This window comes from Streptomyces sp. NBC_01476, assembly GCF_036227265.1.
GTDB lineage: Bacteria > Actinomycetota > Actinomycetes > Streptomycetales > Streptomycetaceae > Actinacidiphila.
This window is the reverse complement of the sequence record NZ_CP109446.1, coordinates 3,832,241-3,853,970: the sequence shown is the minus strand read 5'-3', so window position 1 is coordinate 3,853,970 and position 21,730 is coordinate 3,832,241. Positions and strand designations below refer to the sequence as shown.

Sequence of the window (21,730 nt, the reverse complement as noted above, 5' to 3'; positions counted from 1 at the left end):
GGGGCACGGCGGGACTGCGGTTACGGCGGGGCGGGCGGGCCTCGGGGCCGGCCGGTCAGGGCGCGGCGGAGGTGGTGAAGCGGTCCAGGAAGACCCGCTCCTCGGGCAGGCCCTTCGCGGTGAGCACCGCCTGCGCGGCGTCGCACATCCCGGGCGGGCCGCACAGGTACGCGTCGGTGCCGGACAGGTCGCCCTCGCGCGCGTCCAGCACGTCGGTGATAAGCCCCTGCGCGTACCCGCCGTCCGCCGGGCCCGGCTCGGAGAGCGCCGGTACGAAGGCGAAGTCCGCCAGCCGGGAGCCGAGTTCGGCGATCTCGTCGAGCGCGAAGAGATCAGCCGCGGTCCTGGCCCCGTAGTAGAAGCGGACCCGCCGGGTGGAGCCGGTCGCGGCCAGTGCCCGCAACTGGGCCAGGATCGGCGCCATTCCGGCGCCGCCGGCCAGCAGCAGCAGGTCCCGGTCAGGTGCGTCCCGCAGGACGCAGGTCCCGTACGGTCCCTTGACCCGCAGCCGGTCGCCGGGGCTCAGCGTGCCCTCCCCGGTGCCCAGCAGGCCGGAGAACATCCCGCCCGGGTAGCGCTTGATGAGGAACTCCAGGCTGCCGCCCGGCCCTTCGGCCGGCAGGCCGGCCATCGAGAAGGACCGCCACTGGCCGGCGCCGGGCACCTCGATGTCCATGTACTGCCCGGTGCGGTAGGGGATCTCCGCGTCGGCGTCGAGGTCCAGCACCAGCCGGACGATGTCATGGGTGAGCGGCTGCACCGCGGCGACGGTGGCACCCGCCTCCCGCGGCGGAATGCCGTTGAGCAGCATCTCCTCGTCGTAGTTGATGAGTTCGACGTTCAGATCGCCGAACGCGTGCACACGGCAGAGCAGGACGTACCCCTCGTCGCTCTCGTAGTCGGCCAGCGCGAAGGTGGAGTAGCGCTCCATCTGCTGGTCGCCGTCGAGCAGGAAGGACTTGCAGGAGGAGCACTGGCCCTCCTTGCAGCCGTGCATCAGCATGACGCCCTGGCGGAACGCGGCGTCCAGCACGGTCTCGTCCTCGTCGGCCTCGATCTCGATGCCGACCGGTTCGAATCGGATGCGGTGCTTGTCGCCCATGGGGACCAGCCTTCCGGGGCGGTTGCCGGCAGGGGCCGCGCCGCACCTGGTGGTGCCCGCGACGGCGGCGCGCCCCTGCCGTTGCCGCCCCTGGTGATCAACGGCGGACGGTGGACGGGTGGGTGGTTCGTTGCCGGGGACGGCTCAGAGCATCGACGGCGTGATGTTGCTGCGGCTGCGGTAGTCCGCGACGTGCGCCTCGCGCTCCTCGTCGGACATCTCGTTGAGCGACACATTGGGGCTGATGAAGGTGTTGCCCCGCACGTCGTCCAGCGTCCACAGCTTCTTCGGGTCGTCCAGGTCCAGGTGCGGCTGCGGCACCAGCGTCCTGCCGTCGTCACGCACGTAGCCGAGGTCGGTGACGATGTCGGCGAGGTCCTGCCCGTGGTAGACGGTCTCCCACTCGCGCTTGCCGGTCAGCCGCCCCATCGACGGCGTCGCGCGGCCCTCGTAACTCGGCCGGAAGGCCGTCGTGTCGGTCCAGGCGCAGGTCTCCGAGCAGTACGTACGCCACTGCCCGTCGACCTTGTCGACCACCATGTCCTGGCGGATCAGGCACGGCACCATGCAGGTCCAGCAGCGGTGCGGGTACTGGTAGCCGACGTCCTCGAAGGCGATCGGCTTGTTGGCGCCCGGGTGCCGCAGCCGGTTGTACGCCTCCCACCACGCGCCGTACTCCGCGTACCAGCCCGGGTACTTGGACTCGAACCACTCGAAGTCGTCGTCCGTCATCCCGTCGATCCGCCAGAAGTTCACCGGCCACCCGGTGGCGAAGAACTGGGCCACCTTGTGCACATAGCCCTGGTTCCAGATCCGGTGCCACGCCTGCTCGACCAGGTCGTGCGGGATCTTCAGCCCGTACTTCTCCAGCGGCATCAGATACGACCGGTAGTAGTCGTCGTAGATCCAGCGGCGCCACATCTCGGCGTAGCTGTCCCGGTCCTTGCGGCGGTCCTTGCTGCCGTACTCGATGAACGTGCCGATGGCGGCGTCCACCACGCAGTGGTTGTTCCACCAGGCGTACCGCAGGTCCCGCTCCAGCAGCTGCCGGTTCTCCTCGTCGGCGAGCGCCATCAGCAGGATCGAGTACCCGTTGGAGATGTGCCGCGACTCGTCGGACTGCACCGAGTGGAAGACGGTCGGCAGCAGGTAGTCCCCGTTCGCGGCGGCCTCGGCGGGCATCGCCACGAACAGGGTGTTGGTGAAGGCGGTCTCGGCGACCAGCGTCAGGTACACGTTGGCGGCGGTGATCGCGTCGCCGGTGATGAACCCCTCGCCGAACTGCCGCCCGATGGTGCCCGCGTAGCAGTTGGCGAACGCCTTCTCGGAGATGTCGAACCCGGCCGGGTCGATGTAGTGGTTCATGTAGAGGCGCTTGAGGTTCATCTGGATCGTCGAGTGCCGCACCTCGTCGATCATCTGCACGGCGAGGCCGTTGTGCAGCTGCGGGTTGGGCACCGCGCCGATCGCCATCGGCATCGCCCGGGCCGCGCTGATCTCGGGGAACGGGATGATCGACAGGAACAGCTTCTGCCACTCCATCCAGCGCTGCTGGACCTGGCGGAACATGTTGCCGCGGATCGCGCCGTCCATCGCGCCGTAGACCCGGTTGTCCTTCTCCTCCTCCATCGGGAAGTAGGAGCGCAGGACCTGCTTGAGCGGGTCCTTCTTCGGGGACTTGTCGAAGCGGTAGTCGGTCGCGAAGCGGTTGGCCGGCGTGGCGAACGTCGGCTCCCACGACAACTCGGTGATCTTCTTGTGCGCCTTGCTCAGGCTCTGTCGGCTCACGGGTGATGCTCCTCCGGCTGACTCGGCGGCGAGGTGGAACCTCGGTGGACCCGGCACCGCGGCGGCGCACTGCCGTCTTCGGCCGGGGCGGTTGCCATCGTGGCGGCGGAGCGGACCGCCGTACGTCTCAAGTTGAGACAGCCGTCCGGGTACGGGTCTGGCCACCGCGGGAGGACCGGACGTAACGTGCTGGAAATCCCCGAATCCGCAGAGTCAGCGCACGGCAGAGGGGGCCCAGCCCATGGAACCCGTGGAACGAAGGAAGCCTCCGCTCGCGCCGTCGCGGCTCGGTCTGGACCGTCCGGTGCCGCATCTGAACCCGGTGCGGGCGCGGAACCAATTCATGGAGGGCGGCAGCGTCTCCCGGACGGAAGTACGCTCGCCGATCCTCGACTCCTGGCAGCGCTCGCGCTTCTGGGGGGTGGACGCCGACCGCATCGAGGCCCCGTACAACGCCGACTTCGACCCGCACTCGCGGCTCACCACCGCCGCCCGGCCGGTCCTCGACCGGCTCTCCGACGCGCTGCACGACACCCCGATGTGCCTGATCCTCACCGATTCGCGGGGACGGGTACGGGACCGGCGGACCGGGGACCGCGCGCTCCACCGGCACCTGGACGACATCAGCCTCGCGCCCGGGTTCAGCTACGCCGAGGAGCACGTCGGCACCAACGGCATCGGCACCGCCGCCGAAGAGGGCTGCACCTCCCATGTCTTCGGCTCCGAGCACTTCTCGGAGCGCCTGCAGCGGGTGTCGTGCGCCGCCGCGCCGATCCGCAACCCCGCCAGCGGACGCGTCCTCGGCCTGATCGACCTCACGTCCTGGCAGCACTCCGCCTCCCCGCTGATGGTGGCGCTGGTCCGGGAGGCCGCCGCCGACATCGAGGAACGTCTGCTGGACATCGGCTCCGAACGTGAACGGGCCGCGCTGCGGGCCTTCTTGACCTCGCGGCCCAGCTCGCGCCGGGCGCTGGTCACCCTCACCGACGGGCTGCTGCTCGCCGACGCCGCGGCCACCGAGATGCTGAGCCCGGCCGACCACCGCAGGCTCCGGGAGATCGCCGAGGACCTGCACAAGCACCCGGAACAGCGGCTGCTGCTCAGCGACGGCAGGACCGTGCAGGTACGGGGCGAGCCGGTGGCGGGCAGCGCGCGGGGCGCCTCTCCGGCGGGCTACCTGATCGAACTGCGGGTCATCGCCGAGCGCCGCGAGCCGGCCGCCCGGCCGGCCCCCAGGGCCCTGCGGCTGCCCGGCGTCAGCGGGTCGACACCGGTGTTCCGCGGCGTGGTGGCGCAGTTGGTACGGAACTGCGAGCAGAGCCGGTGGACGCTGGTGGACGGTGAGGCGGGCACCGGAAAGCTCGAACTGGTCCGCGCCACACACCGCTATGTGAACCCGGCGGGGCCGCTCGCGGTGCACGACGCCGCGGACGCCCGTGGGGGGACGGCGAGTTGGCTGCGGACGGTGTTCCAGGACCTCGCCGACGACCAGGGCACGGTCGTTCTGCGCCACCTCGACCTGCTGCCGGCGCCCGTACTCGGTCAGCTCGACGCGGTGCTGCGGGCGACGGCGGGGCGCTCCGGCTGGGTCACCGCGCTCCTCACCCGGGACCGGCGTACCGCGACGGCGTCCGGCACGTCCCCTATTGACCCGCCGCAGGGGGCACCGGACCAGTGGCGTGGGGCCGCGGCGGCGTCCGCGTTCGCCTCCCTGACCGGCAGGTTCAGCGCGGAGGTGACGGTGCCGCCGCTCCGGCACCGCACCGCGGACATCCCGGCGCTGGCGGCGAACCTGCTGGCCCGGCACACCCGGGACGGTGGTGAGACGAGCTGTACGGACGCGGCTCTGCGGGCCTTGAGCCGCGCTCCCTGGCCGGGCAACGTCCGCCAGCTCGAAGGGTCCCTCCGCTATGCGGCGGCCCACCGGTCCGGCCCGGCGATCGACGACACCGACCTGCCGCCGGCCCTCCTCTCCCAGGCCCAGCACCCGCTCTCCGCCTGGGAGTCCACCGAACGCGACATGATCGTCCAGGCCCTCCTGGACCACGGCGGCGACAAATCCAAAGCGGCCCGCTCACTGGGCATCTCCCGCGCCACGATCTACCGCAAGATCACCGCGTACGGGATCCGCGTGGGAGCGGAGAAGGGGTGACGGGTGTGTGCTCCGGGCGGCGGGCTCGACGCCCCTCGTTGGGGGGCACGTTGCTTCAGGCGAGGCGAAGCGGCCTGCCCTGAGCGGGAGTTGGGATGTCGGCCTGAACGCCCTTTGGCGAAGGTTGTGTTGCGTGCGGTGGCGTCAACGTCGCGCGGAGCGAGGTCAGTTGAGTGCACCCGCACCAACGGGGCTGTGGCGAAACGGGGTTGTAAGGTTCGATCCGAACAGGTCTCCGCCAGAGGCACATTGGGGCGCTGACCTCGAACCCGAAGCCGACGTGCGGGCGTTGGGGCTCTCTGTCGGCGCCGCGACCGGGGGTACGGGCTCGGGCCCGGATCAGCGGTGGTCGCCGGAGGCCGTACCGTACGTGGCGGTGAGCCAGAGGCCAACGGCTTCCCAGGCGGCGAGGGACGCGCCGGTAAGGGCGAGGGCCGGCCCGGACGCGGCGTTCGCGACCGTGGCGCCCGCGCCCGCCAGACCCAGCACAACTCCCAGCCCGCAGAACCCCTTGAGCCGCTCCCGATGCCCCCACCGCTTCCCCACGATCACCCTCCTCCGCCATCCCCCCACCCTGCCGTGCCCGGCCACTCCCCGCCGTCTCATCCTGAGACACCCCCCTCCGTCCGAAGGACGGCAGTACGTACCGTCGCGCCGTACCGCGTGCCAGTGCCAAGGAACCCCCCGGGCAGTAATGTGCGTCGACTTCTACGACCGCGCCCGGGGCGCGGTGACGGCTTCCGGTCCGGCGAAACCCCTTGCGGGCAAAGGGCCGAGAGCCGTCGGGGGCGCGTAAGGGGGACGGCACACGATGGACGCAAGCGGCGGTTCCGGCAGACCCGCGGACGGCGGGCCGGGCGATGGCGGTACCGGGCGCTGGGTGGTGCCCGGCTACACCCACGAACGTGAACTCGGCGCGGGCGCCTCCGGATCGGTGGTGCTCGCCCGGCACGACGCGACCGGCACCGCGGTCGCCATCAAGTACCTGTCCGCACAGTACGGCGAGGACCAGCGGTTCCGCGCGGCGTTCCGGGACGAGGCCCAGCTCCTCGGCGGCCTGCACTCCCCGTACATCGCCCGCTTCTACGAATACGTCGAGGACGGCCCCGACGCGGCCATCGTGATGGAGCTCGTCGACGGCATCGCGCTCAACACCCTGCTCCGCCAGGAGGGCGCGACCGACCCGGAACCCGCCCTCACCGTTCTCAAGGGCTCCCTGCTGGGCCTGGCCGCCGCGCACGCGGCGGGCGTGGTGCACCGCGACTACAAACCGGCGAACGTACTCGTCGGCCCCGACGGCCGCTCCAAACTGGTGGACTTCGGCGTCGCGGTGCGCAGTGGCGAGAGCGGCAGCGTCGCCGGGACGCCCTCCTACATGGCGCCGGAACAGTGGGCGGGCGGTCCCGCCACCCCGGCCACCGACGTCTACGCGGCCACCGCCACGTTCTTCGAATGCCTCACCGGGACAAAGCCCTACGCCGGTTCGACCATGGTCGAGCTGGCCGTGCAGCACGCCGAAGCGCCCATCCCCAACGACCAGGTGCCCGAGCCGGTCCGCCCGCTGATCCGCCGGGGCCTGGCCAAAACGCCGCCCGAACGCCCGCAGAGCGCGGCCGACTTCGTCGCCGAACTCCAGGCGGTCGCGACGGCCGCGTACGGGGCGGACTGGGAGGAGCGCGGCCGGCGCAAACTCGCCGCGCTCGTCGCCCTGTTGCCGCTGCTCCTGCCGTACGGAGCCGGGCACGCCTCGGCCACCACGGCGCTCGCGCACACCGAGTTGGGAAAGGCTGCGGGTGGCGGCGCGGGCGGCGGGGGCGTGGCGGACGGTGCGGGCAGTGCGGACGGTGCCGTCGTCGTCGGCGCCGCGGCGGGTGCCGGTGCGGCCGGCGCCATGTCCCGCGGGCCCCGTTTCGGGCGGCGCGGGAAGGTGCCGGCCGGGGCGGTCGTCGCGGTGCTCGTCTCGGCCGGGCTCGCGGTGACGGCGGTGGCGACCGCCGGCGGCGGGCCGGACGACGCGGCCGGCGCGGGCGTCACCCCGTCGGCCCTCACCACTCTGATCTCGGGCACACCGGTCGCCCCCGCGACGGGGACCCCGGCCAGTGCCTCGCCCTCACCCACGGCGTCCCCCTCGGCCTCCGCGTCCGGGACCACCTCGCCGACCGCCACTCCGACGACCGTCACGCCCACCACGACAGCACCGGGCGGCACGGCCACGGCGATCCCTACGGGCGGCGCCACCGCCCCGGCCTCCGGCGGTCCTCCCGCGACGAAGGGGAGCCCCACCACCGCACCGCCGACGACGACGGCAGCGCCCCCGCCGCCACCCCCGCCCCCGCTGGACGTGACGTCGGTGTCCATCGCCGGCTTCGGCTGCGGCTCACCCGGCAGCGACGCGGCGGGCGGCACGGTCACCGTGCGGAGCAACGGGAGCGCGGCGGTGACGCTGACGCTCACCTGGTTCCACAGCCGTACGCCCGGGCCGTCGAACCTCGTGGTGGCCACCGCATCGGTGCGGGTCCCCAAGGGGAAGTCGTTCAGCCAGGCGTACGTCCACACCTTCGGCGCCGACACCACCAGGTACTGGGGGCTCACCGTCTCCACCACGCCGGCCGCGGACTCCGGAAGTGACACGGCGACGACCGCGGGCTGCGTCGTCATCACCTGACCTCCCCGCACTCCCCGACTCCCCGCCTCACCCTGGGACGACACCCATGCCGAACTCCCACGACCCCCGGCCGCACTTCAGCGGGCAGCCCGAAGAGCCCAGCCCGCCGGAAGAGCCCACGTTCCGGCTCGGCGGCACGGCCGCGGACCCCGGGGAGCCGACCCGCGCGACCGTACTGGACCCCGCCTCCTGGTCCAGCGACGTCCCGCACCCGGCCGCGCCTGAATCTGACCCCGGGCCTGAACCGTCGGCCGTGCCTGAACCGGCGCCCGCGCCTGAACCAGCGCCCGCACCCGTTGCCACCTCGGCTCCGCCCGCCGGAGGTCTGCGCAGGTTCGGGCCCGGCGTGCCCGGGCCCGATGCCTCCGCCGGGACCGCGCACACCGCCGCCGTGTGGCACGGCACCGTACGGCCCGGCGACCCCGTGGTCCCGCCCGGCCGGGGCGGGGGCCGTCGGCGGGCGCTGCGCGGCTGGCTGCTCCCGGTCGTGGTGCTGTTCGCGGTGGTGGCTTATCTGGTCTGGCGGCACTTCCCGGCCGCGGTACGGGTCGACGCCGTCTCGGTGCGCGACGCCGCCGCGGTCCAGGGCTGCCACAGCACCGCGAAGGTCGTCGGCACGCTGCGGACCAGCGGCGGCGCCGGGACCGTCCGCTACCGCTGGAAGCGCAGCGACGGCACGGTGTCGGACGAGCTGAAGCAGCACGTGGCGAAGGGCCGGCGCACCACCGACGTGGTCCTGCTGTGGACCTTCGACGGTCCTGGCGCGATCTCGGCGACCGCCACCCTGGAGATCCTCTCCCCGCAGCACCGCTCGGCCTCCGCCACCTTCCCGTACCGCTGCGCCTGACCGCCCCCTCCGCCCCGCCCGGGCGGGGCGGGGTGCACCTCAGGGGCCGGGTGCGCGGCTGCCGACAGCTCCCCCCGGCCCTGCCCTGGCGGGGTGCGGCTCAGGGGCGGGGCACGCCGGGCGGCCTGCCGGCGGCTCCTCCGCGCGGCCCGGGCGGGCGGGGTGCGGCTCAGGGGCGTTACGCCCTCGTGCCGTGCCGACGGTTCCCCTCCGCCCCGCCCGCCCGGGCGGGCCAGGGCTGGACCTCAGGCGCGGCCACCCCTGGCGCCTTGGCGGCTGCCGACAGCACTTCCCGCCCTGCCCGGGCGGGGTGCGCCTCCGGGCGGTCGCGCCGTCGTGCCTTGGCGGTTGCCGGCGGCTCCTCCTCCCCGCCCGGGCCGGGGCGCGCCTCAGGGTTGCCGGCGGCTCCTCCTCCCCGCCCTGCCCCGGCGGGACCCGTGCTGGACCTCAGGCGCGGCGGGGGCCGGGCTTCGCGGATTTGGCGGCCTTCGCCGCTGCCTTCGCCTGCTGTTTGTGGGCCCGCACCTTCGTCAGTGAGTCCGGGCCGGTGATGTCGGCGACCGAGCGGAAGGAGCCCTCTTCGCCGTAGACGCCGGCGGCTGAGCGCCAGCCCGCCGGCTGGACGCCGAGCTGCTTGCCCAGGAGCGCCAGGAAGATCTTCGCCTTCTGCTCGCCGAAGCCCGGCAGCGCCCTGAGCCTGCCGAGCAGGTCCGTGCCGTCCGCGACACCCGTCCAGACCGCCGCCGCGTCGCCGTCGTACGTGGCGACGAGGTACTGGCACAGCTGCTGCACCCGCTGGGCCATCGACCCCGGATAGCGGTGGACGGCCGGCTTCTCGGAGAGCAGCGCCGCGAAGGCATCCGGGTCGTACGCGGCGATCACCCGGGCGTCGAGGTCGTCGGTCCCGAGCCGCTGGGCGATCGTGTACGGGCCGGAGAACGCCCATTCCATCGGCACCTGCTGGTCCAGCAGCATGCCGACGAGCGCGGCGAGCGGGCTGCGGCCGAGCAGTGCGTCGGCCTCGGGCTGCTGGGCCAGCCGCAGGGTGTGCTCCATCCCGCCATTGTCCCGGCCCGCCCGCTTCCGCGCGCGGGCGGCCCGCGCAGTGGCTAGCGTGGGAAAAGGTGGTGCAAAGAGACCAAAGACCGTAAAGCTGATGATCGACGCATCACGTACCGGCCCCGAACGACGGAGACAGGATCATGACCGAGTTCCCGGAAGGCGCACCGTGCTGGGCGGACGCGATGTTCTCCGACCTGGAGGGTGCCAAGCGCTTCTACGGCGACGTGCTGGGCTGGACCTTCGGGGAGAGCGCCAGTGAGTACGGCCAGTACACCCAGGCGTACCAGGACGGGAAGGCCGTCGCGGCCGTCGTCCCGCCGATGCCGGGCGCCGAGGGCCACTCCGCCTGGTGCCTGTACTTCGCCTCGCCGGACGCGGCGGCGACCGCGGAGAAGGTGAAGGCGGCGGGCGGCGAGGTGGTTATGGAGCCGATGCGGGTCGGTGACTTCGGCACGATGGCGCTCGCCAAGGAGCCCAGCGGGGCGGCCTTCGGCATCTGGCAGCCGGGACAGCACAAGGGCTTCGAGAAGCACGGCGAGCCCGGCGCGTACGCCTGGGCCGAGGTCTTCACGCGCGACGCCGACGCGGTCGACGCCTTCCTGCCGAAGGTGTTCCCGTACACGGCCCAGCGGATGGAGAACGACCAGGTCGACTTCAAGGTCTTCAGCGTCGGCGGCAAGGAGAACCCGGTGCTCGGCCGGATGACGATGGACGACCAGTTCCCCGCGGACCTGCCGTCGTACATCAACGTGTACTTCTCGGTCGACGACTGCGACGCGACGATCAAGAAGGCGGTCGACCACGGCGCGGTGCTCCGGTTCGGACCGATGGACAGCCCCTTCGGGCGGTTCGCGGCCATCTCCGACCCGCAGGGCGCGGACTTCTCCATCATCGACATGACCACGACCACCGGCATGATGCCGCCGATGTCCGACGCGTGAGCCTGCCGCCGATGCGCGATGCGTAAGCCTGACGCCGATGCGTGACGCGTGACGCGTGACGCGTGACCCGTGACCCGTGACCCGTGACCCGTGACCCGTGAGCCTGCCGCCGATGTGCGAGGCATGAGCCTGCCCGGCAGTGCGTGCGGGGCCCCGACCGGAAGCCGGCCGGAGCCCCCGCGCCGTACCGGCGGAGCCGACCGCTCCGGAAGCCTGTACGAAGGCTTTGCCCAATGCGGCCGCTGATGTCGGACCGGACCGATAGCGTCCCTCTGCTCCACCACGGCGAAGACGTGGCGACCAGCGTGGTCAGCCCCTTCGCCGTTTTCGATGCGTACATCCCGTGGGGGGACCTCATGCGTTTTTCCAGGACTTCGGTCACCACGGCCCTGGCCGTTCTGATCGGGGTCACCGGCGGTATCGGCCTCACCGGCACGGCCTCGGCCGCCGACGGCCTGCCGCTCGACCTGCCCGGCTACTCGCACCTGCTGGTGGACGGGCCGCACGGGCATCTTTTCGTCAGCGGGGGCGAGGGCAGCACCGGTATCGCCGTCCTCGACTTCGACGGCGCCAGGGTGGGGACCGTGGCCGGCGAGCCCGGGGCCACCTCGATGGCCCTGTCGGCGGACGGCGGCACGCTCTACGTCGCGCTGCCTGGCAGCGACGCGGTGTCCGCGGTGGACACCTCCTCGCTCACCGAGACCGCCCGCTACCGCACCGGGACCAGCAGCCAGGACGACCCGCAGTACCTCGCGTACGCGGCCGGCAAGCTCTGGTTCGGGTACGGCGCCGGCGGGCAGGGCGGCATCGGCGCGATCGACGCCGCCGGCACCGTCTCGCTCGACGGCGGCGGCTGGTACGCCGCGCCGACGCTGGCGAGCAGCCCGGCCGCGCCGGACACCCTGGTGGCCGGCGACAACTACACCGAGCCGTCCCGGGTGACGGTCTACGACGTCTCCGGCGGCTCCCCGGTGCTCACCGCCACCAACGCCGACGGGGGCACGTTCGTCCAGGACATGGCGATCACACCGGACGGCAAGGACGTCATCGTGGCGAGCGGGTCGCCTTACCACCACCAGGTGCTGAAGCTGAGCGATCTCTCCGAGGACGGGCAGTACTCCACCTCGTACTACCCCGACTCGGTGGCCGTGGCCCCGGACGGCACGGTGGCGGCCGGTGTGGCCTCGGGGCAGCCGGACATCTACGTCTTCCCGCCCGGCGGCACCTCGCCCCTGCACACCTACGACGTCTCGTCGCAGGGCGGCAACGTCGACCTCGCCAGTGCGGCACTGGGCTGGGCCCCGGACGGCAGCCGGCTCTTCGCGGTCGCCACGGACGTGTACGACCAGCACCCGGTGCTGTACGTACTCCGTGACCCCAAGAAAGCGGGCACCCAACTCACCCTGCCGGCACCGCAGTTCGGCTACCCGTACCAACCGGTCGCGATCAGCGGGAAGTTGACCTCGGACATTCCGCTCGCCGACAGCCAGGCGGTGCACGTCACCCGTACCGACCCGGCCCATCCGGCGGGCATCGCGCTGCCCGCCGCCGGCGTCGCCGCGGACGGCAGCTTCTCCTTCACCGACACCCCGCAGACCGGCGGCACCGACAACTACACGGTGAGCTACGCCGGGGACGTCTCCCATGTGGCGTCCACCGCCAACCACGAGATCCAGGTGTCCCGTTCGGCCGCCACGGTGTCGGTGACGACCAACGCGACCAACTACACCTACGGCGCCACCGCGAAGGTCACCGCGCACCTCGGCACCGCGTACAACAACCGCACGGTGGCGGTCTACGCCCAGCCGTACGGCGGCACGAAGAAGCTCATCAGGACCGGCACGGTCGACACGCACGGCAATCTGAGCGTGAACTACCCGGTCACCGTGCGCACCAGCTTCACCGCCGCCTTCGCCGGCGACTACCGCTACGCGCCCGCGAGCGCTCCCACCCACACGGTCTGGGCGTACGCCCGGGTCACCGAGGCACAGAAGGGCTACTACACCAGCGGGCGCATCGGCACCGCCACCTACCGGATCTACCACCACAAGGCCAACCCCGTGACGGGGGCGACGATCGCGCCGGTCAAGAAGAACGAGTGCGTCGCCTTCACCGCCCAGATCTGGTCCTCCGGGGCCTGGCGCACCATCGCCACGGCGAACTGCGTCCGCACCGGCACGACGAGCGCGGCCTGGGCAACCTTGACCGGCACCCACGTCATCGGCGCGCACTACCGTTTCCGCGCGGAGTACGTCCGCCCGTCGACGGACCCGGCGAGCCTCACCACCTACGGCGCCTGGCAGTACTTCCTCTTCCGTACCTGACCCCCGCCCCACCGCCGGACGTGCCCGCCACCCGCCCCCGGCAGGCACGTCCGAGCACCGGCCCCCGCCGCGCCCAACGGCGAGGTGTGACAGCTCTGTTGCCGGAACTGTGGCCTCCGTCACAGCCGCTGCGAAGGTGGACCTGCTCCACTCGTGGCATGCGCAGACGAGCACGTACGGTCCCGGCCCCCGCCCCACTGCCCACAACCGGTGGCCCGGCCGCCGGGCTGTCCGATTTCGGTGGCGGCGAAGGGTGATGCTCGCCGTGCTCGCGCTGATCCTTCTGATCGCGGCCGTCACCGTCTTCGGGCTGGCCGGCTACGGCTTCGGCACGCTCGGCCGGGCCGGCCTGCGCCGGCCGGGCCCCGGCGTGGTGCTCCGCAGCGCCGCGGCGGTCCTGGGCGCCGTCGCCGTCGCCTGCTACGCGGTCGGTCTGCTCGGCGTCGCCGGCGCCGTGCTGGAGGCGCACGACGGCGGTGCGGACTCGGCGCCCATCCGCCCGTGCCGTACGGGTTCGCCGGAGCGGGACGCCCATATCGCCGACTATTCGGTGCGTTACGTGCCCCTGGGATTCGTCTGCGAGACCGCGGACGGCGCGAGCTACGTCACCGACGACGTCCCCGCCCACCTCAACTCCGCCGCGGCCGGCACCGCACTGGCCGCGGTCGCCTGCGCGGTCGCCGCGGCGCTTCACTCCGAGCGGCGTGCCCGGCAGAACCGCCCCCGCCCCCAGCCGCAGGGATCCTGACCACCACGCTCGGGGGCCAGGCCATCCGGCCCGGCTGCCGGGCACGCTGGTCAGCGGGGCGGGGCCGAGGCGCAGGTGACGCAGGTGTTCGTCGCCGGGCGGATCTGCAGGCGTTCCGCGGGGATCTGCCGTCCGCACCGCTCGCACCGGCCGTACTCGCCGCGTTCGAGCCGTTCCAGGGCCCGGTCCAGTTCGGCCAGCTGCTCGCGGGCCTGTCCCAGCAGCGCGGCGACATGAGCCCGCTCGAAGGCGGTGCTCGACCCCTCCGGGTCATGCTCGTCGTCCACCGCCACCAGGGCGTTTGCCTCGACGATCCCCTCGAAGTCCCGCCGCAGCGCCTCGATCCGCGCTTCCGTCTCCGCCCGCGCGAGCGCCAGCCGCGCCTGGACGGAGTCGTACTCCCCGGGCTCCTCGGGCACCGAACCATCACCACCGGACGAATCGCTCATAAGCCCCACAACATCACCTCCGGCGCCCGCATTCCACCCCGCGCCCCGCGCGGCACCCGGAACCGATCCCCGGACGCAGGCAACCCCACGGCCCGGCGAGGCCGTATGGAGGGTAGTGATCAGCGGCCACCGCCTCAGGCGGCAGCCGCGTACCGGCTGACAACTGGAGTCCCGACGTGTCTTCCCGTCCCGCCGGCGCCAAGCGCCGGACCCTCGTCGTGGCGGCCGCCCTGGCGGCAGCCGCTTCGGTCCTGTTCACCTCCGGCCCGGCCACCGCCGCCCCGGCAGCCGCTTTACCCGCACCCGACTACGCAGGGCTGCGGCAGGCGCTGCGGGACGTCGTCGCGGCCGGCTCACCCGGGGCCTTCGCCCAGGTCAGCGACCGGGGCGGCGCCGGCGGCACGGTCGTTACGGGCACCGGTGACATCACCACTCAGGCGCCGGTCGACCCGCACGGGCAGTTCCGGGTCGGCAGCATCACCAAGAACTTCGTCGCCGTACTCGTCCTGCAGCTCGTGGCCCGGCACCAGGTCGGCCTCGACGCACCCGCCGCCGGCTATCTGGCCGCCGGCGTGCTGCCGGCGGATTCGCCGATCACCGTGCGCCAGCTGCTCGACCACACCAGCGGGCTCTACGACTACAGCAACGATCTGCCCGGCATCCTCGTCGGCGACACCGTCACCGGCTACCAGCAGTTCCGGTACGCCACCTACGACCCGGCCGACCTGGTGGCGGACGCCCTCACGCACGGCTCGCAGTTCACCCCCGGCAGCCAGTACCAGTACTCCAACACCAACTTCGTGGCGCTCGGCCTGCTCGTCGAATACGTCACCGGGAAACCCTTCGCCCAGGTCCTCGACCAGCGGATCCTGCGGCCCGCCGGCCTGACCGGCACCCGCTTCGTCGTCCCCCGCACGGACATCCCCGGCCCGCACGCCACCGGTTACCTCACCGAGGACGACCGCTCCAAGCCGCTGTCCGACGCGACCGAGCAGACCGCCTCGTGGATCTGGACGGCCGGCGCGGCCATCTCCACCACCGCCGACCTCAACACGTACTGGCGGGCCCTGACCGCCGGCGAGCTGCTGCCCGCGGCGCAGCTCGCCCAGATGGAGACCACGCGGCCTGCGGACTCCACCGGCACCTCCTTCTACGGTCTCGGCATCCGCGCGTACACCCTCTCCTGCGGCACGCAGGTGTACGGCCACGACGGCATCGTGCAGGGCTACCAGACGTACTCCTACACCACGAAGGACGGCTCCCGGCAGGTCACCGTCTCGGCGAACGCCTCCAACAACGGGGATGTCTTCGCCGCCGAACGGACCGCCCTGGACCCGGTCTTCTGCGGCAGCGCCGCCAAGGCCCCGGCCGCGCGCGCGGCGTCGGGCACCTCCGCCGCCCACACCGAAGAGGAGGAGACCGCCGGCGCCGCGACCAGGCCCCTGCGCAGGTGACCGCCCGGCGGCAGCGGGGCCCGGCCACCCGGGCCCCGCGAGCCGTCGCCGCCGCTACAGCGGGTCACGGCCGGGGGCCCTCCTCGCCCGGTACGGACCGGGTCGTCGCCACCGGCGCGGCCGGGATCTTCTCGCCGGCCTCGATCGCGATCGTCAGCCGGTTCTCGGCCGGCGGCAGCGGGCAGGTGGCCAGGTCGGTGTACGCGCAGGGCAGGTTCGTGGCCCGGTTGAAGTCGATCAGCACCGTGCCGTCCGCGTCGGGCGCGCCGATGGACAGCGCCCGGTTGGCCGCGTAGGTGGTCACGCCGGAGGTGGCGTCGGTGAGCAGCACCAGCAGGCTGCCGGCCCGGCCGTTGAACGCGGTCAGCCGGTGGGTGGCGCCGTCGAGCGTGAACTCGACCTGGCCGGGGGCGTCGTAGACGTGCTGGAGGCCCTCGACGGCCGCGCCCACCGTGGTCGGGCGGGGTGCGTCGAACGGCAGGTAGCGGCCGGTGCGGGCCCAGCGCGGGTCCGGGGCGTAGGTGGGGGTGCCGGTGTAGGCGAGCCGCAGCGCGTTCTCCGGGTGCCGGGGGCGGACGATGTCGTAGCCGCCGCGCTTGGCGACCTCGATCACCGCGTCGCCTGACACCGGGAAGAGGCTGCCCCGCTCCTCGATCACGCCGAAGTCGTGCCGCCCGCGCAGCTCCTGGCCGTCGAGGGTCAGTTCCTCGTCGTCGGAGAGCTCCACCACCACGCCGTCGGCGGTACTCGACCAGGCGCCGGGCGCGTCGGGGAAACGGGTGGGGGTGGCGTCCAGCCAGTGCAGGCCGGTGATGGCGAGGAATCCGTGCGGGTCGGCGCGCACCTTCTCGTGCTGGGCGTGCCACTGCTCCCAGTCCGCGGCGAAGCCGGCGCGGTCGGTCTCTTCTGCTTGTACGGTCATGACGACTCCTTGGGTCGGGGGCGCGGGGGGCGCGCGGGGCAGTGGTGCGGGGTGTTGCCGGGGAGGGCGGGGGTCGGGGCAGGGCACCGGGCGGGCGGCCCTGGCGCGGGCCTTCCGGGAACCCGTTGCGGGCACGCGGTACGGAAGGCCCGGGTGCAGGAAGGCGGTGGGGGACCGGCGCGTGGAGCGCGGCTAGCCGGCGGTGCGCGGCAGCGCGGTGGGCCGGTGGTCAGGCCCCGGTACGGCCGTCGGTACGCCCGGACACAGGGCGCCGGCGACGCGCTGAAGGTCGATGTGCCGCCGGGAGAACGTGGCGACGGAGGGCAGGGACCGTGCACCCTTTTCCCGCACCGCGTCACCTCCCGGTCCCGATGGGCTCGCGCCGTGTCGGGTTCGCACGTGCCGAGCCGTCATCGGCTCCGCCGGGTCGTCACCTGGAGCACCCCGCTCCGCGAGAGGGTTGCCGGTCAGCCTGCCAGGGCCTTGATCGCTGACGCTCATGACCTCCAAGAACGGTAACTCCGCCGCTCACTCGAACACAATCCCCTCCCCCCGCAGGCGACAGGCCCCACCCCCGTGAAGCGCACCCGCGGAAACTTTAGTTCTCCTTCACCGGGCCATTGCCGTGCGCTGGCCGGCCGTGCCGTACACATGATCACGGCGATGCCGTTGCCGGGGGGCTTCCGGTGTGGGGGGACCTCCTCACCCGTCGATCGCGACCCCTTTTGCGTTCTCGACGGGAGAAGTGAGTGACCCGACCTGCTCTGCTGCGGGTGTCAGCGACCCTTGCCGTGCTCTGTGCCACGGTCTCCGGCCTCGGTGCCCTGAGCACCGGCGCGGCGTACGCCGACCCGCCCACCGAGACGGTCGTACCGCCGACCCCGAGCGGCACCCCGCCCCCGGACCTGGTCGTCTTCGCCGGTCCGGGCGGGTTCCTGCACCACGTGGGAGGCCAGGCCGCCTACGTCTGGACGAAGTTCTCCGGCGGTGACGTACCGGTCGCCGGCATTCCCGCCGGCGGTGTCGGCCAGTCCGGCGCGGATGCCGACATCGTCTCCACGTCCGTCACCGGCGGCGTCCAGTTGCAGGACATGGACACCGGCACCACCACGGTCGTGAAGCCGCCCACCGGGGACCAGTTCCTCGGCACGTTCGGCTCCCACGTCCTCACCTACACCAGGGCCGCCAACGGTTCCGTCGGCACGCTGCACATCCTGGGCACGGCGGACGGGCAGCAGACGCAGCTCTCCGCCACCGGCTGGCCGGCCGGCGTCTCCGTCGCCACGCGCGCCGCCGCGGGCGACGCGGACACCGTCCTGATGCGGTACTCGGACGCGAGCGGGACCGGGCTGGCCCTGGTCGACCTGGACACCGGTCGGGTGACGCCCGTCTTCAGCGGGCTGACCAGCATCTTCAAGGTCGTCCTGACGGACAAGTACGTCGGCTGGTACAACACTTCCTCACCGGCGGTGCTGCACCTGCGGGACCGCTCCGACCCCGGCGCCGCGGAGACGACCGTCCCGGTGCCGGCGCCCCCGCTGCCCAGCGGCGCGCTGGCGACGGTCTTCCAGCTGGCGATCGCCGGGAACTCCGTACTGGCCGACGACGACGTGGACTACTCGCAGGGCACGCCCCCGGCCGGCTCCCAACTGGGCTCGACGCTCTATCAGTTCCCGCTGTCCGGCGGTCCGTTGACCACTCTGGTCGGGCACGTGGCCTCCGCGACGCTCCAGCAGGAGTCCGACCGGGTACTGGTGGTGGGCGGCTCGTCGGCCGCCGACTGGGCAGCCCGGGTGCTGACGGCCGGCGCCGACGGCACCGCGGTGGCGACCGTCGTGCACCCCGAGCCGGCGCTTCCGGAGTCCGTCACGGGGCTCGCGGTGGCCAGGGGCCGGCTCTACACCATCGAGAACGCCGACTCGGGCGCCCAGTCGCTCGCCACCCGCACCGTCACCTGGGGTGCCACGCCGTCCTACGGCGCCAGGACGGAGATCGGCACCCCGGCCGCGGTGTCCGACTGCTCCACGCAGGACACCTGCGCGCCACCGCTCGCCACCGGCGACGGAGGGATCTCCCAACTCGCCCGCACCACCGGCCCGTCGGGGGACGAGGTCACCGTGCAGCGGGGCGCGGCAGCGGACTACACCGTGGTGCCCGCGCTGGCGTCCGGCGCCGGTACCGGCGCGCTGACCGGCGGCAGCCTCGTCGACTCCGACGGCTCCTGGGTCGTCTACGACAGCGCCGACGGCCGGCAGTTCATCGGGACCTCTCCCGCGGCCGGGATGGCGGGCAACGTCCGGCTGATCCGCCAGACCACCGGCGCCGCGCTCTCCGGCTCGTACCTGTGGGCCTCCGACGGGGCAGCCGGCGCCCTCAGCCGGATCGACCTGAACACCGGGCAGACCCTCCAGACCGTCGACACCGGTGCCCCCTGCGCGCCGACGGAGCTGCAGAGCGCCGTCGACCGCTGGATCTACTGGTCCTGCGGTGCCGCCGGCCCCGCCGGCGTCCTGGACCTGACGACCGGCAAGGACATCGCCGTCCCCTCCGGCGCGGCGCAGCTCGGCGACGGCTATCTGGTCCGGCACGACACCGCCGCCGGGAAACTGGAGCTGACCGACATCCACACCGGCGCCGCCGTCACCACCGACCTGGCCACGCTGCCCGCAGGACCGGTCCCCGACGACCGCCGGGTGACGTGGACGGTCGACAAGTACAGCGGCGGTATCGCCTACGTCGACGCGCAGAACAACGTCCACCTGGTCGACCCGCACATCCCGGCCTCCGCCGCGCTGCCCGGCGCCGGCCAGTCCCTGCTGCCCGGGGAGCGGATCACCGCCGGGCACAGCGTCAGCAGTGCGTCGGCGACGCTGACCGTGCGGAGCGACGGCAACCTGGTGGAGACCCTCAGGACCGGCGGCGGCGCGAGCGGTCCGGTGATCTGGACCAGCGGCAGCTCCGGCCACCCCGGCGCGTACGCGGTGCTCCAGAGCGACGGCAATCTGGTGGTCTACGCCGCGGGCGGCGGTGCGGCCACCGGCGGCGCCCTGTGGTCGTCCCGCACCTACGGTCACCCCGGCGCGTACGCGGTGCTGCAGGACGACGGCGGCCTCGCGGTCCAGCTCCCCGGCGGCGGGGGCGTCGCCTGGAGCAGCGGATCGGCCGCCCGGCCGCAGACCATCGCTTCCGGCACGCTGCTGAAGCCCTACGGGTGGACCCAGGGCCGCTACACGCTCCTGGTCATGCAGGCGGACGGCAACTTCGTCATGTACCGCAAGCGCGACGGAAAGGCCATCTGGTCCACCGGTACGTACGGTCACGCGGGCGCGTACGCGGACATGCAGAGCGACGGCAATCTGGTGGTCTACGGCCCCGGTGGCGGTCCGTCCACCGGCGGCGCCCTCTGGTCGACCGGCACGTACGGTCACGCCGGGGCGTACGCGGACATGCAGGACGACGGCAATCTGGTGGTCTACCGCGCGGGCGGCGGGACGTCCACCGGCGGTGCCCTCTGGTCGACCGGCACTTACCACACCGCTCCCTGACCCACCGCGGGCACGGAGGGCGGCCGGCACCGGCCGCCCTCCGGCGGTTTTCGTCAACGGCCCTTCGCGGCAAGGAAGACCGGGTTGGTCAGCGCGGCCATCGGGCCGAAGAGCAGGGCGTCGCCCATGGTGTTGCCCTGGCCCGGCGAGCCGTCGGGCAGCGGGTGGCGGACCTCGGCACGGACATACGCGGCGAGTGAGGCGGTCGTCCGCCACACCACCGTGCCGGTGCCGGCGGCGCTCACCGACTCCTGGTGCATCTGGCCCTCGTCGGTGATGAAGCGGACCGTGCCGTTCGGCACCCCCTCGACGTCCAGCCGGATGTCCACGGGCGCGTCGGCGGGGACGGTGAGCTTCTCGCCGATCCCGGCCTGCCTGCCGTTGCCGGTGGCGGTGAAGGTGAGTTCGACGGCGGCCGACTCCGCGATCCAGTTACGGCCCGCGCGGATGCCGTCCATGATCGAGTCGGTGGCCAGGTCGTCCGCCCGGACGACGTTGTGCGGCAGGCCGATGACCTGCGGCTCGCTGTGCGCGTCGCTGTTGCCGATCGCGGGAAGCCAGCGCTTGCCGGTGCGTACCGCCTCGCCCAGCTTCTGGTCCCAGGTGCTGATCGCGTGCTCGTCGTCGTACGTCCACGGGCCGGTCCACACCTCGGTGGCGTCCGCGTCGTCGAAGCCGAACTTCCACTGGCTGGCGATGTAGGCGCAGTACATGTGCGCGGGCACCACGAGGCCCCCGCCCCGGCGCACTTGGCGCGAGAAGCGCTCGAAGGCGTCGTCGCGCGAGCGGTAGCGCCAGTCGATCCACTCGCCCGCCGGCAGGCCGAGGGCCAGCCAGTGCCCGTTGCGGGTGGTGACCTCCTCACCGGTGATGATCAGCAGGTCCGGTCCCGCGTACGCGCCCCACACCGCGTGCGACGACGAGGTGTTGTGGTCGGTGGAGACCATGAAGTCCAGCCCGGCGGCCCGCGCGCCGGCCGCCACCTCCGCCGGCAGGCGCTTGCCGTCGGAGTGGACGGTGTGCAGGTGGCAGTCGCCGCGGTACCAGTCCCGGCCGCGGCCCTTCGCCCGCTGCGGCGGGTGGTTCGGCACGTAGGCGGGGCCGGGCCGGCCGTAGGTGAGGGTGATCCGCACCTGGTAGTTCAGGCCCTGCGGCGCCACCTGGTACGGGCCGAGCACGATGTGCCAGGTACCGGAGTTGACCGGACCTGGCAAGTACCCCGGTGTGGCGTCACTGGCGCTGATCTCGAAGGAGGTGCGGAAGCCGCCGGACCAGCCGCGGAAGCCGCGACCGCCCAGCGCGGTCCCCCGCTCGTCGAAGATCCCGATGTCGCAGGAGTTGGCAGGGGTGCCCGCGGGGACGCCCGGCTTGTCGTACGCGTAGGAGACGGCGATCTTCCGCACGCCCTTGGGGATCTCCACCGGCAGGTGGACGAAGTCGGCGACGCCGGTCTCCAGGAACCCGGTGATGACCCGGGTCACCTCGCCGCCGGCCGGCGGCCTGGTGGTGGTGCCGGCGGTGGTGCCGGTCGTGGTGCCGGCCGTGGTGCCGGCTGCCTGCGCGAAGGAGACCGGCGCGAGGGTGACCGCGGCGGCGCCGGCGATCCCGGCGGCCAGCATGCGGCGGCGTCCCGGGCCGGTGGCTCCGCCGGCCGGGGCACCGGTGGGGGCGGCCTCGGGGACGAGGGGGGCGGCGTTGTGTTCGCAATGTCCGTCAAGACACATGTTTGTC

The 21,730-nt window shown here is 72.9% G+C and carries 16 protein-coding genes and 1 riboswitch; of the genes, 8 read left to right on the top strand and 8 right to left on the bottom strand.

The genetic code is table 11. The annotated features are described in order from the left end of the window. Positions 1–55 precede the first annotated feature (55 nt). Together OG552_RS16750 and OG552_RS16745 are read right to left on the bottom strand one after the other, a co-directional pair. The gene (locus tag OG552_RS16750) at positions 56–1,102 is read right to left on the bottom strand and encodes a 2Fe-2S iron-sulfur cluster binding domain-containing protein (protein ID WP_329133719.1); all 1,047 of its coding nucleotides are present in this window, start codon (positions 1,100–1,102) and stop codon (positions 56–58) included. Positions 1,103–1,246: 144 nt separating this feature from the next. Continuing rightward, the gene (locus OG552_RS16745) at positions 1,247–2,890 is read right to left on the bottom strand and encodes a methane monooxygenase (RefSeq protein WP_329133717.1); all 1,644 of its coding nucleotides are present in this window, start codon (positions 2,888–2,890) and stop codon (positions 1,247–1,249) included. Between the two features lie 250 nt (positions 2,891–3,140). Between OG552_RS16745 and OG552_RS16740 the strand changes: the two genes are divergently transcribed. After that, complete coding sequence (locus OG552_RS16740) at positions 3,141–5,042, top strand: sigma-54-dependent Fis family transcriptional regulator (RefSeq protein WP_329133716.1); 1,902 nt, start codon at positions 3,141–3,143, stop codon at positions 5,040–5,042. Between the two features lie 339 nt (positions 5,043–5,381). On the opposite strand, the gene OG552_RS16735 is transcribed toward OG552_RS16740, so the two are convergent. Beyond that, on the bottom strand, positions 5,382–5,588 hold the full coding sequence (locus tag OG552_RS16735; RefSeq protein ID WP_329133714.1) for a hypothetical protein: 207 nt from the start codon (positions 5,586–5,588) through the stop codon (positions 5,382–5,384). Positions 5,589–5,853: 265 nt separating this feature from the next. Between OG552_RS16735 and OG552_RS16730 the strand changes: the two genes are divergently transcribed. After that, positions 5,854–7,707, top strand: a complete 1,854-nt coding sequence (locus OG552_RS16730; RefSeq protein ID WP_329133712.1) for a protein kinase domain-containing protein — start codon at positions 5,854–5,856, stop codon at positions 7,705–7,707. A 346-nt stretch (positions 7,708–8,053) separates the two neighbouring features. Next, positions 8,054–8,554, top strand: coding sequence for a hypothetical protein (locus tag OG552_RS16725; RefSeq protein WP_329133709.1), 501 nt, complete (start codon positions 8,054–8,056; stop codon positions 8,552–8,554). A 447-nt stretch (positions 8,555–9,001) separates the two neighbouring features. On the opposite strand, the gene OG552_RS16720 is transcribed toward OG552_RS16725, so the two are convergent. Then, positions 9,002–9,610: an HhH-GPD-type base excision DNA repair protein gene (locus OG552_RS16720; protein ID WP_329133707.1), complete on the bottom strand. Its 609-nt coding sequence runs from the start codon at positions 9,608–9,610 to the stop codon at positions 9,002–9,004. Between the two features lie 146 nt (positions 9,611–9,756). Here OG552_RS16720 and OG552_RS16715 point away from each other — a divergent pair, with 146 nt between their 5' ends. From OG552_RS16715 to OG552_RS16705, 3 genes are all read left to right on the top strand, one after another. Further along, positions 9,757–10,557 carry a VOC family protein gene (locus OG552_RS16715; RefSeq protein ID WP_329133705.1) on the top strand — a complete coding sequence of 267 codons (801 nt, stop codon included), beginning with the start codon at positions 9,757–9,759 and terminating at the stop codon, positions 10,555–10,557. Positions 10,558–10,913: 356 nt separating this feature from the next. After that, entirely contained in the window at positions 10,914–12,881 is a 1,968-nt protein-coding gene (locus tag OG552_RS16710; protein ID WP_329133703.1) for an Ig-like domain repeat protein, read from the top strand. Between the two features lie 256 nt (positions 12,882–13,137). Next, positions 13,138–13,629: a hypothetical protein gene (locus OG552_RS16705; protein ID WP_329133700.1), complete on the top strand. Its 492-nt coding sequence runs from the start codon at positions 13,138–13,140 to the stop codon at positions 13,627–13,629. Between the two features lie 50 nt (positions 13,630–13,679). On the opposite strand, the gene OG552_RS16700 is transcribed toward OG552_RS16705, so the two are convergent. After that, complete coding sequence (locus OG552_RS16700; protein ID WP_329133698.1) at positions 13,680–14,078, bottom strand: TraR/DksA family transcriptional regulator; 399 nt, start codon at positions 14,076–14,078, stop codon at positions 13,680–13,682. 176 nt (positions 14,079–14,254) lie between these two features. Here OG552_RS16700 and OG552_RS16695 point away from each other — a divergent pair, with 176 nt between their 5' ends. Further along, positions 14,255–15,532, top strand: a complete 1,278-nt coding sequence (locus OG552_RS16695; RefSeq protein WP_329133696.1) for a serine hydrolase domain-containing protein — start codon at positions 14,255–14,257, stop codon at positions 15,530–15,532. 64 nt (positions 15,533–15,596) lie between these two features. Here the strand turns inward: OG552_RS16695 and OG552_RS16690 are convergent, their stop codons facing one another. Further along, positions 15,597–16,454, bottom strand: coding sequence for a DUF1684 domain-containing protein (locus tag OG552_RS16690; protein ID WP_329133694.1), 858 nt, complete (start codon positions 16,452–16,454; stop codon positions 15,597–15,599). Between the two features lie 192 nt (positions 16,455–16,646). Then, complete coding sequence (locus OG552_RS36430; protein ID WP_443070946.1) at positions 16,647–16,868, bottom strand: putative leader peptide; 222 nt, start codon at positions 16,866–16,868, stop codon at positions 16,647–16,649. Beyond that, positions 16,845–16,959, bottom strand: a riboswitch (SAM riboswitch). Its footprint overlaps the gene before it by 24 nt. Before the next feature lie 244 nt (positions 16,960–17,203). On the opposite strand from OG552_RS36430, the gene OG552_RS16685 reads away from it, so the two are divergent. Beyond that, complete coding sequence (locus OG552_RS16685; protein WP_329133692.1) at positions 17,204–19,999, top strand: hypothetical protein; 2,796 nt, start codon at positions 17,204–17,206, stop codon at positions 19,997–19,999. A gap of 53 nt (positions 20,000–20,052) precedes the next feature. On the opposite strand, the gene OG552_RS16680 is transcribed toward OG552_RS16685, so the two are convergent. Next, positions 20,053–21,618 carry a CehA/McbA family metallohydrolase gene (locus OG552_RS16680; RefSeq protein ID WP_329140873.1) on the bottom strand — a complete coding sequence of 522 codons (1,566 nt, stop codon included), beginning with the start codon at positions 21,616–21,618 and terminating at the stop codon, positions 20,053–20,055. Positions 21,619–21,730 lie beyond the last annotated feature (112 nt).

Coding starts and splice junctions, on each gene's coding strand:
- OG552_RS16750 (WP_329133719.1), bottom strand. CDS start 1,102: ATGGGCGACAAGCACCGCATCCGATTCGAACCGGTCGGCATCGAGATC.
- OG552_RS16730 (WP_329133712.1), top strand. CDS start 5,854: ATGGACGCAAGCGGCGGTTCCGGCAGACCCGCGGACGGCGGGCCGGGC.
- OG552_RS16720 (WP_329133707.1), bottom strand. CDS start 9,610: ATGGAGCACACCCTGCGGCTGGCCCAGCAGCCCGAGGCCGACGCACTG.
- OG552_RS16715 (WP_329133705.1), top strand. CDS start 9,757: ATGACCGAGTTCCCGGAAGGCGCACCGTGCTGGGCGGACGCGATGTTC.
- OG552_RS16710 (WP_329133703.1), top strand. CDS start 10,914: ATGCGTTTTTCCAGGACTTCGGTCACCACGGCCCTGGCCGTTCTGATC.
- OG552_RS16705 (WP_329133700.1), top strand. CDS start 13,138: ATGCTCGCCGTGCTCGCGCTGATCCTTCTGATCGCGGCCGTCACCGTC.
- OG552_RS16700 (WP_329133698.1), bottom strand. CDS start 14,078: ATGAGCGATTCGTCCGGTGGTGATGGTTCGGTGCCCGAGGAGCCCGGG.
- OG552_RS16690 (WP_329133694.1), bottom strand. CDS start 16,454: ATGACCGTACAAGCAGAAGAGACCGACCGCGCCGGCTTCGCCGCGGAC.
- OG552_RS36430 (WP_443070946.1), bottom strand. CDS start 16,868: ATGACGGCTCGGCACGTGCGAACCCGACACGGCGCGAGCCCATCGGGA.
- OG552_RS16680 (WP_329140873.1), bottom strand. CDS start 21,618: ATGCTGGCCGCCGGGATCGCCGGCGCCGCCGCGGTCACCCTCGCGCCG.